This window comes from Aquimarina sp. AU58, from assembly GCF_900312745.1.
GTDB classification, from domain to species: Bacteria; Bacteroidota; Bacteroidia; order Flavobacteriales; family Flavobacteriaceae; genus Aquimarina; species Aquimarina spinulae.
Window position 1 is genome coordinate 2,171,339 of record NZ_OMPD01000014.1, and the last position, 16,113, is coordinate 2,187,451.

Here is a 16,113-nt window from a genome sequence, read left to right on the forward strand (position 1 = left end):
CGATATTTAATGAGCTAATTATACTATAATCATAATTATATGTTAAGCGAAATACGTATTTAATCTTGTTTTTTGGTATTTTATCGATATTTTGTTATTTTTAATGAGGTTGTTTTGTAAGATTATGATGATAACAACATACTTTTGAAGTATCAAAAAGAAAAAATATAAAGAAATTAAAATATTGATTAGCCCATTGAACTAGAATTAGTCTTTTTTGCCCAAATTAATTTCGCCCCAAACCCTAATAAGCCTCATACCCCAGAGGCTTTTTTTTATTATAGAATAATATAGCATATTGTTATAGTTAAAAAATCGTTATTCTAATTTCAATACGATTTTGATAGTGTAGGTTTCATTTTTTATATTGAAATTAGTCGAAAACTAATAGGATGGAAACTAACACATATAAAGGCTTAGAATTATTTTGTTTTTTTGTATTACTACCGATAAGCTTTTTATTAGATTCTCACTTTCTTTTTAAAGTCATACCTACCGTTTTGGGGTTTATTTATATTCTTGTCCTTCTTAAAAAGAAAGGACTGTTGAAGTTGAAATTTCCGGTTAAAGAATATTGGAAACCTTTTTGGAAAGAAATTATAGTTAAGTTTGGGATTATTGCGATAATAACTGGACTATATGTCTTTCTAATTGCTCCGGATAAGTTGTTTTCTGTACTTATAAAAAGACCAGGGTTATGGATAATTATTCTTTTTGTATATACATTTTTGTCTGTTTGGCCACAGGAGATTATATATAGAACCTTTTTTTATGAGCGTTATGAGAATCTGATTAGTAATAAGTGGCTGTTTATTTTTATAAACGCAATCCTTTTTTCTTTAGCTCATCTTTTTTTGAATAGTTTTTTAGTGCAAGTATTAACTTTTGTTGGCGGTTTGTTATTTGCTTATACTTACCAAAAAACAAAATCCACTACCTTAGTTTCTGTAGAACATGCTATTTATGGTAATTGGTTATTTACTGTTGGTATGGGAGAGATGTTAGCCTTTCCTGGCCCCGGATAAATCACAAAAAATACTCAATAAGCTGGCGTACTGCTTTTCCACGATGACCAATCTTGTTTTTTTCTGATAAAGAAAGTTCGGCAAATGTTTCGGTATACCCATCGGGTAAAAAAACTGGATCATATCCAAAACCTCCTTTTCCTCTTTTATCTTCGGTAATAAAGCCAGAGCATATTCCTGTAAATGTTTTCACTTTTCCATTTGATACCAAAGCGATTACAGTTTTAAACTGTGCCTTGCGATTTTCTTTTTCTTTTAACTCTTTTAAAAGTTTTTCCATATTTGCATTAGCATCTTTGGCTTCACCAGCATACCTTGCCGAGTATACTCCGGGAGCACCATGCAACGATTCGACTTCAAGACCTGTATCATCGGCAAAACAATCAAATCCATAATGCTCTTTGATATAATTAGCTTTTTGCATTGCATTACCTTCAATAGTTGTAGAAGTTTCGGGAATATCTTCTATGCAACCTATATCACTAAGCCCTACTATTTGAATAGTAGGAGGCAGTAATGCTTGTACTTCTTTTATTTTATTATGATTATTGGTAGCAAATACGATTTTCATTTAGAGGTCTAATTTCTAATGTATAGTTTTCAAAAAAATATGTTCTCGTTATGCTTTTGCATCAAAATCTAATACCCATTTCTCCTGGACTTTAAGTACTTGTTCGATAACATCTCTTGCACATCCTTTACCTCCCTTTTTGTAGGATACATATTTAGAAACTTCTTTTACTTCTGCCACTGCGTCTTGAGGGCAAGTTGGTAACCCTACCATTTTCATAACTGGTAAATCAGGAATATCATCACCCATATATAATACATTTTTTATGTTGATATTATTAGTTTCGAGATATTCATTTAGTTGTTCTACTTTGTGATGCGCCCCAAGATATATATCTGTTATTCCTAAGCCTTTTAAGCGTTGACGAACACCTTCATTTTTTCCTCCAGAAATAATACATACTTTAAAACCCTGTTGTATGGCAGTTTTCAAAGCGTACCCATCTTTAATATTCATTGTTCTTAGAAGTTGCCCATCGGTATTGATAATGACAGTACCATCGGTAAGTACTCCATCTACATCAAAAATAAAGGTGGTAACATGCTGCAGGTATTCTTTATAACTTTTTTCCATATTTAGATTGTATTGCTTTGGTAAGGGTTTTATATAGTTTTTGTTGTGTAGTATCTGTTATTATTTTTAAATGCCTGTTTATCGTTTTAGAATCATTACGTATCCCAGGCCCTGTTTGGGCCAGATCAGGATTCATTTTTGTGATTTTTTGAGCAGTCTCCAAAATCAAAGGGTGCAAAATTTCAAAAGGAACATCGTGTTCATTACAAATATCGTTTGCTGTTGAAAACAAATAATTTGTAAAATTATTTACAAATACAGCAGAAACATGGAGTATATTACGCTGTTCTGAAGAAATTTCATATACCTTATTAGAAAGGGTAACGCTTAGTTTTTTTAGTAGCGTAAGATCGGCTTCATTTTCAGCTTCCAAACAAAAAGGAATAGCGCTAAAGTCAACAGCTTTATCTCTGCTAAATGTTTGTAATGGGTAAAAAACACCTCTTTTATTCGTATCCGTAAGGACATTCATAGGAACACTGCCAGAGGTATGAACGATAAGTCTATTCGTAAATGGTAATTGGTTAGAAACCTCCTCAATAGCATCATCGCTTACTGCCAAAATATAAATATCAGCTTCTTTTAGTGAGCTAAAATCTTGTGTAATAGTATTTTCTCTCTGATCAGGATGTAATGACAATCCTTTACGATTATAGCACTGGACAACTTCTACCGATTTTTGATTGTAAAAAGCAGTATACAAGTGTTTGGCCACATTACCGGCACCAAGAATTATAACTCTAATCATTTGGCTAAAATAAGGAAGTTCCCTTAAAAAGCAGAGCAATACATTTTTTCATTTTTATTTTAAATGAGTTCTATAGTAAAAGGCGGTATTCATATTAATTCAGAATAAAATATTTCGGGAGTATTACTCTTCAAAAATTAGGCATGGTTTAAAAAAACGCAAAATTTTGTAACCTTTCTTACATGCACTTATCTAAGGTTTACAATAAATCCTCTTGTAGTTAATACAATAGTAAAAAACTCTTAAAAATCAATACTACATAAATGATTAAAATTTTCACATAACTCATAAAAATGACCGCTATGAAACTAAGAAAAACAATATTCTTTCTGATGCTATTTGGTATTAGTACAGTTTTTATTCAATGTAAGGATGATGATTTAATTCCGATACCAGATGAACTGGTAATACCACCTCCGATAGAACTTAATTTGGATCCGGCTTTGGTTGCCGAGGGAAAAGAAATTTTTAGGCATGATACTTTTGGAAGTGAGGCGCAATGGACAGATTTATTAGAGTTAGATAAAGCTATTTTGGGAGCAGCCAATGGTGGATTTGGACCTGGCCTTGATCCAACTACGGCTTTAGCAGTAGGACTTAAAGTAGATGCCGAAGTATTACCACAAGCTGTGGTAGATGGTATTACAGATGGAAGTATTGATTTAACCGATCCAATGACCACAGTAGCTTTGTTAGATTTGGATGCTGTTGTTGGTGTAAAAGGAAGCTTTAATGAAAACAAAAAATTAACATCTGTTGGAATCACATGTGCCTTATGTCATTCTACAGTTGATGATTCATTTACTTCGGGAATAGGAAATAGAAAAGATGGTTGGGCAAATACAGATCTTAATGTGGGAGCTATTTTGGGATTTGTTAAAAATGCTCCTCTCGCAGATATTCTAAGTGTTGATGTCGAAACTTTTAATAGTGTTGTTAATGCATGGGGCCCGGGAAGATTTGCTCCTACATTATTAATGGACGGAAAAGTAACAAAACCTAACGGAGAACTAGCAACATTGGTAATACCTCCGGCTTATGGGTTACAGGGAATAACCCATGAAACATATACTGGTTGGGGTGAAGTATCCTATTGGAATAGATTTATTGGTGTTTTGGTCATGGGAGGACAAGGGAATTTTTCTGATCAAAGATTAAATGATCCCGAAAAATTTCCACTTGCGGTAGAAAGAGGATTGTTTGATGTAAGTGTACCCGTAGATATGGTAGATTCGAAACTGGAAGGCTTACGAGAATATCAATTATCAATACTAGCCCCAACTCCAGATCCAGATAGTTATGATGAGACTTCGGCAATTCGTGGTAAAATACTGTTTGAAGGCAAAGCAAATTGTATTTCTTGCCATTCGGGGCGTGCTTTTGCAGACAATATATTACATACTCCAGAAGAAATTGGGATTGATGACTTTGAAGCAAAGAGATCTCCCACAGAAATGTACAGAACACCACCATTAAGAGGAGTATTTGTTAAATCTAATGGTAATGGATTTTTTCATGATGGGCGATTTGCTACTCTTAATGATGTGGTCATACATTATAACGATCATTTTAGTCTAGAGTTATCAAATCAGGAACAAGATGACCTGGTCGAATATCTAAAAGCGCTATAAAAGAAATAAAAAGGCCAAATTCTATATTCATAACGAGTTTTGGCCTTATTTTTTTGATATTTTTTTCAGAAGTGGTTAGCATTAAAAGTATATAGAGTATGACATCTTTCTATAAAAATTGAAAAAGTAATATCGGTTATACTTATACTTCTGTTAAAACCATAAAATCAAAAGGCGATCATGGTACATTATCCTTCTAAAAATAGTAAATTTGCCCAGCAAAAAAAGAAAGGTTACTATGCAAGATAAGCTAGCGAGTATTTTGTTCTCCACACGATTAATGGCAGTTTTATTTATTGTTTTTGCGTTTTCTATGGGAGTAGGAACGTTTTTAGAAGACGCACACGGAACCACAGCCTCTAGAATTTGGGTGTATAATACATGGTGGTTTGAAGCTATTATGGTGTTTTTTGTTATTAATTTCTGCGGAAATATTGTACGCTACAAATTATATAAGAAAGATAAATGGGCAACGTTATTACTTCATTTATCTTTTATTTTAATTATCATAGGAGCTTTTGTTACTCGATATATAAGCTATGAAGGCGTTATGCCCATAAGAGAAGGTGAAACTACATCTACTTTTCTTTCTGAAAAAACATATTTATCCGTTTTTCTGGATGGAGAAATTAATGGAGAACCCCGAAGACGTATTATTACAGAAGCACTAGAGTTAGCTGAAGCTACTAATAATGATTTTACTATTCATACCGATTATAATAAGCAACCTGTTACAATAACATATCAAAACTATATCCAGGGAGCAGAAATGGGATTAGTTGAGACAGAAGATGGAGAGAACTATCTTAAAGTAGTAGAAGCAGGAGATGGTAATCGTCATGATCATTTTCTAAGAGAAGGAGAAGTTTCTAATATTCATAATATATTGGTTAGTTTTAATAAACCAACCAAAGGAGCAATAAATATTACCTATAAAAATGATGATTACTTTATAGAATCTCCTTTTGATGGGTCATTTTTAAGAATGGCAGATCAGATGCAAGGATTAGTATTTAAAGATAGTCTTCAACCTTTAATGCTTAGATCACTATATCAAACCGCCGGAATGCAATTTGTAATTCCTGATCCTGTAATTACCGGTAAGTATGATGTAGTTCCTATAGAAGTTAAAGATAAAGGACAAGAAGATGCCTTGGTATTAAATATCTCTACCAATGGAGAAACCAAAGAAGTTAAGTTATTGGGAGGAAAAGGATATAATAATGATATGACCAAAATCTCGTTAGGAGGTTTGGATATGTATTTTAACTATGGCTCTAAACAAATGGAATTGCCTTTTGCATTAAAATTGAATGACTTTATCGCCGAAAAATTTCCTGGTACAAAGAATGTTTATAAATCTTTTAAGAGTAAGGTAGATATTGTAGAAGGAAATTCTTCTCAACCATATGATATTTATATGAATCATGTACTAGATCATAAAGGATATAGATTTTTTCAGGCTTCTTTTGATCCAGATGAAAAGGGAACTGTGCTTTCTGTAAATCATGATCGTTGGGGTACCTGGATTACTTATACTGGGTATATGTTATTATATTTAGGGTTAATGTTAATTCTTTTTACCAAAGGATCACGTTTTAAGGAAATAGAAGATAAATTGAGTAAAATAAAGAAAAAGAAAAAAACATTGACCATATTTTTGGCATTAATAGTATCTACTTTTTCTTTTGCGCAAGACCAATCTCAGCCTGATCATGCAAATCACTTACCATCGTTGCCAACTAAAGCACAATTAGACTCGGTTATTTTGGCTAATGTTGTTCCTGCTGCTCATGCAGCTAAATTTGGAAGTATAGTGATACAGGACGAAAGAGGGAGAATGAAACCGGTAAATACTTTTTCCTCAGAATTATTGCGTAAACTTAGCAAAAAAGATACCTATAAAGGTTTGAGTGCAGACCAGGTGTTTGTATCGATGGTAGAAAATCCATTTATCTGGTACAGTATGCCAATTATAGAAATTCAAAGAGAAAATGATAGTATACGTAAGATATTAGGGGTTCCAAAAAGTGAAAGAAGAGTATCTTTAATAGATCTTGTAGAACCCGATGGATCTTATAAATTAACTCCTTATTTAGAAAAAGCTAGTAGTACCAATACACCTAGTAGTTTTGAAAAAGATTTTCTTAAAACTCATGAAAAGTTTTATTTGTTAAATCAGGCTTTAGGAGGAGGGATTTTAAGAGTTTTTCCGGTTCCGGGTGATGAAGGAAACAAATGGGTTTCTATGCCAGAGTTAAATGAATTTAAATTTAGCGGGATGGATTCGGTATACACCAGACAAATTATTCCGATTTATCGCCAGTCTTTACGAGAAGCAAGAAAAACAGGGGATTATAGCAAACCTGATCAATATATTGAAAGTATTAAAAGTTTTCAGAAAAAATTTGGAAACGAAGTATTACCAACGGATAAAAAAATCGAAGCAGAAATTGCACTGAATAAATATGATATTTTTAGAACACTATATCGATACTATGGAGTAATAGGCCTACTGCTAATGATCTTTGTAGTTGTTAGAATATTTAAGGATTCTAAAATTGTAAGAACTTTAATAAATAGTGCAATTGGTATCGTAATTCTTCTTTTTATTCTACATACTGCGGGATTGATAATACGTTGGTATGTTTCGGGACATGCACCATGGAGTGATGCGTATGAATCTATGATTTATGTTGGATGGACAACCCTGGCAATTGGCCTCGCTTTTGGAAAAAGAAGTAACCTTACTATTGCAGCTACCACCTTTGTGGCGGCAATCATCTTGTTTTTTGCTCATGAAAACTGGACAGATCCTGCAATTGCAAATTTACAACCTGTATTAGATTCATATTGGGTATTAATTCATGTATCTATTATTGTAGGTAGCTATGGTCCATTCTTTGTCGGAGCAATTTTAGGAATCCTATCATTGTTATTAATGATATTGACAACAGAATCTAATAAGAAACGAATGGATCTTAATATTAAAGAGATAACCATTATCAATGAGATGGCACTTACTATTGGATTAGTAATGCTTACTATTGGTAATTTCCTGGGCGGAATGTGGGCTAATGAGAGTTGGGGACGTTACTGGGGTTGGGATCCAAAAGAAACATGGGCTTTGATAAGTATTATGGTATATGCTTTTATAATACATATGCGATTAGTTCCTGGTCTAAGAGGAAGATGGTGGTTTAATCTGGCTTCAGTTATTGCTGTCTATAGTATTTTGATGACATATTTTGGAGTTAATTTTTACCTCAAAGGGTTGCATTCATATGCTAGTGGAGATAAAGTAATTACACCCAATGCAGTCTACTATTCTATTGCCTTTTTAGCTCTACTAGGCATAGCTTCATATTGGAGAAACAAAGTACATTATAAGAAAACTAAAAAAGCAATTTCTACAGAAAAATAATCATATTCTTTATTTTATAAAGTTTCTAAAATTCATTTCTGTGATATCTTGATAATCATCTTATGATTTTATATTAAAAGATAGATTTACATATTCTTTTTGCGATTATTGAAAATAATTTTAAGAAGGATTATGAGGTTAAACGCAGTGTTTACTACAGTTTTTATGTTTTATTTAAGACCATCTTAAAAAAAAATAAAAAAAATATTCCTCAGTCCCGAAAAATGGGACTCATTACTCGTATTCTTGTACTGTAATAAATAATTAGAGAGTATTACCTGGTATAGGAGAAGCAATTTTGAAGAAAGCGATACATTTTATAAAGTAGCACATTCAGAACTTCTTTATTTAGATTAGACTTTGATATTGTAGTATCTAAAACTAATGTAATAACTCTTTCACTAATGCAAAGAAATTTTAGATAACAGGTATAGTTTTTATGTAGTGATGTTAGATTATTATTACTTAATAGATTTAAATAAAATTTTAAGAGATGAAGTATTTTTTTAAGTGTTTAACATTCAATTATTTTACTGTTTTTTACTTAAAAACATCAATTCTGTTAAAGATAAGTTAACCATAAATTGTTTTATTTTGATTTGAAAAAATAGTATGTTTGCCCGAGCAATAAGATTAATATAAAACCCCATTAATTTTAATGCTAGTCCTACAAATAATTTCATAAATATTAAAAAGAATATTGCTTAGAAATATATGCTTAAGTGCTTGTTTTTAAGTGGTTTGTCTTGATTTTTGCTGATAGCGTTAAGTTGTTGGGTAGGGAGATATTTGGCTTATTTTAAAACCGTTTTTGACATTAATAAAAAGTAACTAACTGACTAAAAATAAAAAATAAATGAAGCAGATAAAAGCACGCCTTGGTGATTCTATTGCATTTGTCTTAACAGTATTTTTAACTCTTGTTTTAACATTTCCTTTACTGGCTCAAGTTTCTTCAACAGAACGCCAGGCATTAATAGATTTTTATAATGCCACTAATGGAAATAATTGGAAAAATACGATAGAGGGAAATCAACCTTGGTTGATTAATGACCCTAATTCTTTAGTAAGTGATTGGTATGGTGTTACAATACTTAATGATAAAGTTACCAAATTAAGTTTTTTTAAAAATAATCTAACTGGTACTCTGCCAAACTCAATAGGAGATTTATCTTCTATAAATCAATTAATACTTAGTGGTAATGATATTGGAGGGGAATTACCTGCAAGCTTGGGGCAAATGACAGGGTTACAATCACTTCATTTGAGTGGCAATGAATTTTCTGGTGCAATACCAATAGCAGCATTATTAAATGCACCAGGTTTGTCACGTTTATATTTTGATGGTAATAATTTTTCAGGTACGATTCCACCTCAATTGGGGCAACTAGCAAATCTTACGTTTATTAATATGAGCTATAATCAGTTAACAGGAACGATTCCGGTTGAACTGGCACAGCTTTCAAAATTAGGATCTTTATACTTATCAAATAATAAACTTACAGGGACTATACCACAAGAATTAGGACAATTAGCTAGTCTTCAAAAACTTTCCTTGGCAAGTAATGAACTTACAGGAGTTATTCCTGAAAGTCTAGCTTTATTAACCAACCTGGGATCTCTATCACTAGGTGGTAACCAACTTACAGGAACTATTCCTCCACAATTAGGGCAGTTATCAAAATTATATGCTCTAAGTCTAAACAATAATAATTTAACCGGGACATTACCATCAGAACTAGGACAATTAGTAAATATGAAACGTCTTTATGTTTCTGATAATCAAATATCTGGTGGTGTACCTTCTAGTTTTGGGCAGATGTCAAAATTAGAAAATTTGCAATTAGGAAAGAATCAACTTACCGGTAGCATTCCTTCAGAAATGGGATTATTGTCTAATGTGGTGAGAATTGGCTTGTCCAGTAATAAAATTAGCGGTAACATACCATCAGAACTAGGTCAATTAACAAAAATAGAGCATATTCACTTTCATAATAATGACTTAACCGGTTCGATTCCTATATCATTTAAACAATTGGTTAATTTAAAAGCATTATACCTTTATAATAATAGCCTTTCTGGCAAAATTCCAACAGAAATAAGTACGTTACCCAAGCTAAGTAATTTTGGGATTTCGGGTAATCAATTTGTGTTTTCTGATTTCCAACCTGAGTTCGCTGCATACCAAGCAAACTTATCTAGTTTTACTTATAATAACCAGAAAAATGCGGATGTCGAAGAAACACTTAGCGCATCTATAGGAGGGAGCGTTACATTAACATCAAACGTATTTACAAATTCTAATAATACATATCAGTGGTATAAGGGAACTACCATTATTCCTGGAGCAACTAATAAAGAGTATACAATTGCAAATGTAAGCGAAACTGATGCAGGAGTTTACAAACTGCTTGTTAAAAACAGTGTGGTAACAGGACTTAGTATCTATCGTAATAACATAACATTATCGGTAACTCAGGCAGCAGATAATGCTTGCGAGGTTTCTGCATCAGAAAGACAGGCTTTGGTAGATTTATATAATAGTACCGATGGTGCTAATTGGACAAATACACAGGCCAATAACAGACCATGGTTGGTTAATGATCCTAACTCTCCTGTTTGTGACTGGGCAGGTGTTACAGTTACCAATGGAAAAGTAACAAAATTGTCTTTATCATATAACGGATTGAAGGGGACAATTCCTGCATCTTTTGGAAACTTAACACATTTAACTTTTGTTAACCTTACTATTAATAAATTATCAGGCTCTTTACCAGATTCAATAAGTAGTTTGGTAAATGTAGAAACATTTACTGTTGAGCGTAATGCTATGACGGGCACTATTCCTACATCTATTGGTAGTATGGTTGCATTGAAGATTTTAAACCTGGGCTCTAACCAATTTTCTGGAGGAATCCCTGTGTCATTACAAAATCTTACGAACTTAACAGCATTAAGTTTATTTCGAAATACTCTTACCGGTTCGATTCCAGCCGAGTTAGGAAATTTATCTAATCTGGAATATCTTAATTTGTTTAGCAATCAACTTACAGGAGTAATTCCAGCTTCTATTGGTAATTTGTCTAAGCTAAAGAAGTTGATGTTATATATTAACCGCTTAGAAGGACCAATGCCTTCAGAATTGGGTAATTTATTGAGTTTAGAAGAACTCCATTTTGAGCGTAATACTATCACTGGTTCAATTCCAGTATCTTTTGGAAATTTATCATCTCTACAATACTTAAATCTTGGTAACAACTCATTAAGTGGTAGTATCCCAAAAGAATTAGGTAATTTATCTAATTTGACAAAACTATATCTTTTCTGGAATAAATTAGAAGGTGAAATTCCTTTAGAATTAGGTAATCTAACGAAGATAGAAGTTTTAAGTTTTACCAGAAATTTACTTACTGGAGCAATTCCGGCTTCTATAGGTCAGTTACCTGGTTTAACGAATTTGGGATTAGGTATAAATGAGTTTTCAGGAAGTATTCCATCAGGATTATCAAGTTTGACATCTTCAGATATTTTAAATTCATTAAGTTTTGAGAGTAATAATTTTGTTTTTAGTGATTTTGAATCAGATTTTACTACCTATAAGAGTAATTTAACCACGTTTACTTATCTCACACAAGGTAAAGTAGATCAGGCAGAGACTTTATCTGTAGCTGCTAATGGTAGTATTACTTTATCGAGTACAGCATTAACCAGTACGAATAACAGTTATCAATGGTATAAAGATGGAGTAGCAATTACAGGAGCTACCAATAAGGATTTGGTTATCTCTAATACTACAGATGCCGATGCAGGGGTATATCATTTTACAGCCACTAATAGTATTGTTACAGATTTAACATTAACACGTAATCCGATAACCTTATCAATTGGTACTGGAGATACATGTGGAGTATCTGCATCAGAAAGACAGGCTTTGGTAGATTTATATAATAGTACCGATGGTGCTAATTGGCGTAATAATGCCAATTGGGTAACTGATACTCCTGTTTGTGACTGGACAGGAGTTACAGTTACCGATGGAAAAGTTACTGGTCTATATATATTTGACAATGCACTTAACGGAGAGCTACCAGCCTCTATAGGAGATTTAGTTCACCTTACTTCAATATCAATTACAAGACATGGACGCTTAACAGGTCGTATTCCGACAACAATTGGTAATTGGACCAATATTAAACAGATAGACTTTAATGCAAATAAGCTTACCGGCCCAATCCCTACAGAATTGGGGACTTTATCAGCCTTAGAAAATATTAACTTATTTAGGAATACCCTTAGTGGTACAATTCCACCTTCATTAGGTGGTTTGCCAAACTTAGTCCATTTAACATTAGCAGAAAATGGATTAACCGGTTCAATTCCTGTATCATTGTCAAACTTATTAAATTTAAAGACGTTAAATTTTTTCCAGAATTCTTTAACTGGAGCTATCCCTGTAGAATTAGGTAATCTAAGCAAACTAGAAACATTAAACCTAGCAAGAAATGGCCTTAGTGGTAGTATTCCTTCTTCTTTAGGAGGGTTAAGTAATTTAACAGGATTATCTTTAAATGCGAATAACCTCACTGGCTCGATTCCTTCAGAATTAGGTAATCTTTCTAAATTAACAGGCCTTAATCTATTCAGAAATAGTCTTAGTGGTTCAATCCCTGTATCATTAGGGCAATTATCGAATTTGACATTTTTATCTATAGAAGACAATAAAATCACAGGAGAGATACCATCTGCTTTAGGTAATTTATTAAAACTGGAAAAGCTGTATTTGTCTACTAATCAAATTACGGGCTCTATTCCTTCAAGTATTGGTAGTTTGGCAGGATTAAAAACTCTAGAGCTTTTGCGCAATCAATTGTCGGGAGTAGTACCTTCTGGTTTAGCAGTATTAGCAACCAATGATATATTGAACAGCTTTGGTTTTAGTACTAATAATTTTGTTTTTAGTGATTTCGAATCAGATTTTACTACGTATAAAAATAATATAACAGGTTTTGCTTATCTCACACAAGGTAAAGTAGATCAAACAGAGGCTTTATCTGTAGCTGCCAACGGTAGTATTACTTTATCGAGTATAGCATTAACCAGTGCAAATAACAGTTATCAATGGTATAAAGATGGAGTAGCAATTACGGGAGCTACCAGTAAAGATTTGGTTATCTCTAATGCTACAGATGCCGATGCAGGGGTATATCATTTTACAGCTACTAATAGTATCGTTACAGATTTAACATTAACACGTAATCCGATCACTTTATCAATTGGTACTGGAGACATATGTGGAGTATCTGCAGCCGAGCGTCAGGCCTTGATAGATTTGTATAATAGTACCGATGGTGCTAATTGGACGAATATAACAGCAAATAATAAACCTTGGCTGGTTACTGATCCAGCTTCTAAAGTATGCGATTGGTACGGGGTTACTGTAACCGAAGGTAAAGTGACAGAATTAGAACTTGATAATAATAATTTGATAGGTACCATTCCAAACTCCATATCTGATTTATCAAATTTGAAATCTTTGTCCTTAAATAAGAACACTATTTCAGGAAGTATTCCTAATACAATAGGAGGATTGGTAAACTTAACGAATTTATCTATCGACAATAATAAGTTAACAGGTACAATTCCTGCATCTATTTCTGGTTTATCGAAATTAACCAATCTTTCTTTATTTTTAAATAGATTGAGCGGTACAATTCCTTCAGAGTTAGGTAGTTTGTCGAATTTGAAGGTTATTCATATTGGTCTTAATCAGTTTCAAGGCCAGATACCATCAAGTTTAGGAAACTTATCTGAGCTTACATATTTATATTTAAGTAATAATAAGCTAGAAGGAGAAATTCCTGTAGAAATAAGTAATCTAATAAACCTACAAACCTTAGAGATTTCTAATAATAGTTTTACAGGTACAATCCCTAGTCAAATATCTAATTTTGCAAATCTTCTTCACTTTAGATTTAAAGGTAATGGTTTTGTATTTAATAGTTTTGAAACAGAGCATCTTGCATACAAATCAAAACTTACAAATTATATATTCTCTCCCCAGGACAAAGTAGATCAAACAGAGACTTTATCTGTAGCTGCCAATGGTAGTATTACATTATCTAGTACAGTATTAACAAGTACAAATAACAGCTATCAGTGGTATAAGGATGGTACAGCAATTACAGGAGCTACCAGTAAAGATTTGATTATCTCTAATGCTACAGATGCAGATGCTGGGGTATACCATTTTACAGCTACTAATAGTGTAATAACAGATCTTACATTAACCCGTAACCCGATTACTCTAGAGATTACAACGGCGGTAAATGAACTTGAGGTTACGATAAATACGAAAGATCTTCCAAATTCTGAATTTGATATTGTATCGGGTAGTACAACAATACCAGGTGTAATAAGTGGGAATGCGGATAGCGAAACACTTGTTAATCTTGGAGCCAATACCGGAGAGAATAAAACGGTTCTTATTAATGTAAAACCTTCTCAAAATACAGGAGCACTTCATCTAAGATTTATAGCAAATACTAGCGGTATCTCGAATGTACAGGTATCCAGTGGAGGTAATTGGCTGGATTTCTCACCCGAGTTTTATCGTATAGAAGGGAGTACAATATATTTCATGAATAAAAAAACTGCTCTGGTTGTACCGTTTACTATAAATCTAATTAATGGAGTACAGTACGATTCTTCGGTACCATTAACCATCAATGTTAATAACAGTATTGATCTTACCGGAGCGACTGTAGAGATTTTTTCTCCCTCAAATGCTAATATAGTTGTTCAGCCAAGTGCTAGTATTAATGGTTTTATCTTAGATACAACATTAACAGAAGCAGGATCCTATACGTTTATCATGAAAATTCAGAATAAATCCTTTAAAGGACATTTTCTGGTAGCCGGATCTGGTCAAACAGGAAATGGTTCATTTTAAAAAACAATAATTCATAATTACTTATAAAATTAAATAAGGTGAAAATAAATAATAAAATACACTTTTTGATAACACTACTTATGTTGCTGGTCATCGCTTATTTATGCTTTCAGCAGTATAATGCAAAAAAAACCGTAATCGTAAATGCTCAGACAGTTTTAGAAAACTATCAGGGTTTTAAAGAGGCTCAGGACTTGTTCGAGATCAAAACCAAGGAGATGCAAGATACGTTCGAAAAACAAAAAAGTATGTATGAATCCAAATCTAATGAACTCGAGATTATTTCTGATAAATTATCTAATCAGGAAAGGATTGTAAAGAAAGGAGAACTAGAGGTTCTTAAAGCCAAAACGGTTCAGTTAGGTAAGGCAATCGAACAGAAAGTGATAGCTCAGGAAGAAGAATTGCTACAAGGCGTATATAATAAGATTAATGATTTTGTTAAACGCTATGCAGAAACTCATGATATTGATTTGATAGAAGGAATAACAAATTCTGGAAATATAATGTATGCATCTGATGCCATAGATATAACACAAGACATTATAGAAGGACTAAATAAAGAATATGTTGAAGGGATTAAAGAATAGTATATACATTTTTCTGTTGATTGCTATGGGTTGTAGCTCTTCAATTAATAATGAAAAAGAGCTTTTAAAGTGGTTAGGAGACCCAGATCATGGATTTATAAAAAAAACAAAAGCAAATGGGTTTTTATTATCAATGAAATATTTACCAGCAGAGTATCTAGCGCTTAATGAGATGAAAAAAGACAACAAAACTGATATGAAGGATTTTCAGATATATGTAGATAAGTTTAAAAATTCTAAAACTTTTTTGTTGACCATAAGCCATGATGAAGAAACAGTAAATGTGAGCAACTATGATGTTGCTAACCTTAGTGAATACGGGCAAAGGATAAGGGATTTAAGTTTCAATATAAAAGAAGTATTGGTTTTAAAGACAAACTCTGGTAAAAAATATAATCCTGTTTTAACCACTATGGAAAATGCATATGAAATAGCTAATAAAAAGTCAATTTATATGGTGTTTTCAGACGATCAAAAAGAAATATTGAATTCAGAACAACTAGACATTGTATTTCAGGATACTTTTTTGGATACAGGAATAAGTCATTTTGTTTTTGAAAACGAAAAAATAAATAATCTACCAAATTTAAACTTTTAATTAA

9 protein-coding genes are annotated in these 16,113 nt (G+C 32.5%); 6 read left to right on the forward strand and 3 right to left on the reverse strand.

Annotated features, from left to right (window positions below):
- Positions 1–392 precede the first annotated feature (392 nt).
- Positions 393–1,025 carry a CPBP family intramembrane glutamic endopeptidase gene (locus DK441_RS20900; protein ID WP_109852401.1) on the forward strand — a complete coding sequence of 211 codons (633 nt, stop codon included), beginning with the start codon at positions 393–395 and terminating at the stop codon, positions 1,023–1,025.
- A gap of 1 nt (position 1,026) precedes the next feature.
- On the opposite strand, the gene DK441_RS20905 is transcribed toward DK441_RS20900, so the two are convergent.
- The 3 genes from DK441_RS20905 to DK441_RS20915 are packed head-to-tail and all read right to left on the reverse strand — an operon-like array spanning position 1,027 to position 2,917.
- Positions 1,027–1,596 (reverse strand): non-canonical purine NTP diphosphatase, encoded by a 570-nt coding sequence (locus DK441_RS20905; RefSeq protein ID WP_109852402.1) that lies wholly within the window; start codon positions 1,594–1,596, stop codon positions 1,027–1,029.
- Positions 1,597–1,644: 48 nt separating this feature from the next.
- Positions 1,645–2,169 carry an HAD family hydrolase gene (locus DK441_RS20910; protein ID WP_109852403.1) on the reverse strand — a complete coding sequence of 175 codons (525 nt, stop codon included), beginning with the start codon at positions 2,167–2,169 and terminating at the stop codon, positions 1,645–1,647.
- On the reverse strand, positions 2,153–2,917 hold the full coding sequence (locus tag DK441_RS20915) for a Rossmann-like and DUF2520 domain-containing protein (RefSeq protein WP_109852404.1): 765 nt from the start codon (positions 2,915–2,917) through the stop codon (positions 2,153–2,155). Before DK441_RS20915 ends, DK441_RS20910 begins: the two co-directional genes overlap by 17 nt.
- Positions 2,918–3,219: 302 nt before the next feature.
- Here DK441_RS20915 and DK441_RS20920 point away from each other — a divergent pair, with 302 nt between their 5' ends.
- From DK441_RS20920 to DK441_RS20940, 5 genes are all read left to right on the forward strand, one after another.
- The gene (locus DK441_RS20920) at positions 3,220–4,548 is read left to right on the forward strand and encodes a hypothetical protein (protein ID WP_200822879.1); all 1,329 of its coding nucleotides are present in this window, start codon (positions 3,220–3,222) and stop codon (positions 4,546–4,548) included.
- 238 nt (positions 4,549–4,786) lie between these two features.
- On the forward strand, positions 4,787–7,972 hold the full coding sequence (gene ccsA / locus DK441_RS20925) for a cytochrome c biogenesis protein (RefSeq protein WP_109852405.1): 3,186 nt from the start codon (positions 4,787–4,789) through the stop codon (positions 7,970–7,972).
- A gap of 856 nt (positions 7,973–8,828) precedes the next feature.
- A complete protein-coding gene (locus DK441_RS20930) occupies positions 8,829–14,921 on the forward strand; it encodes a hypothetical protein (protein ID WP_109852406.1) in 6,093 nt (2,030 codons plus the stop codon).
- Positions 14,922–14,986: 65 nt separating this feature from the next.
- On the forward strand, positions 14,987–15,511 hold the full coding sequence (locus DK441_RS20935) for an OmpH family outer membrane protein (RefSeq protein ID WP_160112205.1): 525 nt from the start codon (positions 14,987–14,989) through the stop codon (positions 15,509–15,511).
- Positions 15,489–16,109: a hypothetical protein gene (locus DK441_RS20940; protein ID WP_160112206.1), complete on the forward strand. Its 621-nt coding sequence runs from the start codon at positions 15,489–15,491 to the stop codon at positions 16,107–16,109. Before DK441_RS20935 ends, DK441_RS20940 begins: the two co-directional genes overlap by 23 nt.
- The last annotated feature ends 4 nt before the right edge of the window (positions 16,110–16,113 follow it).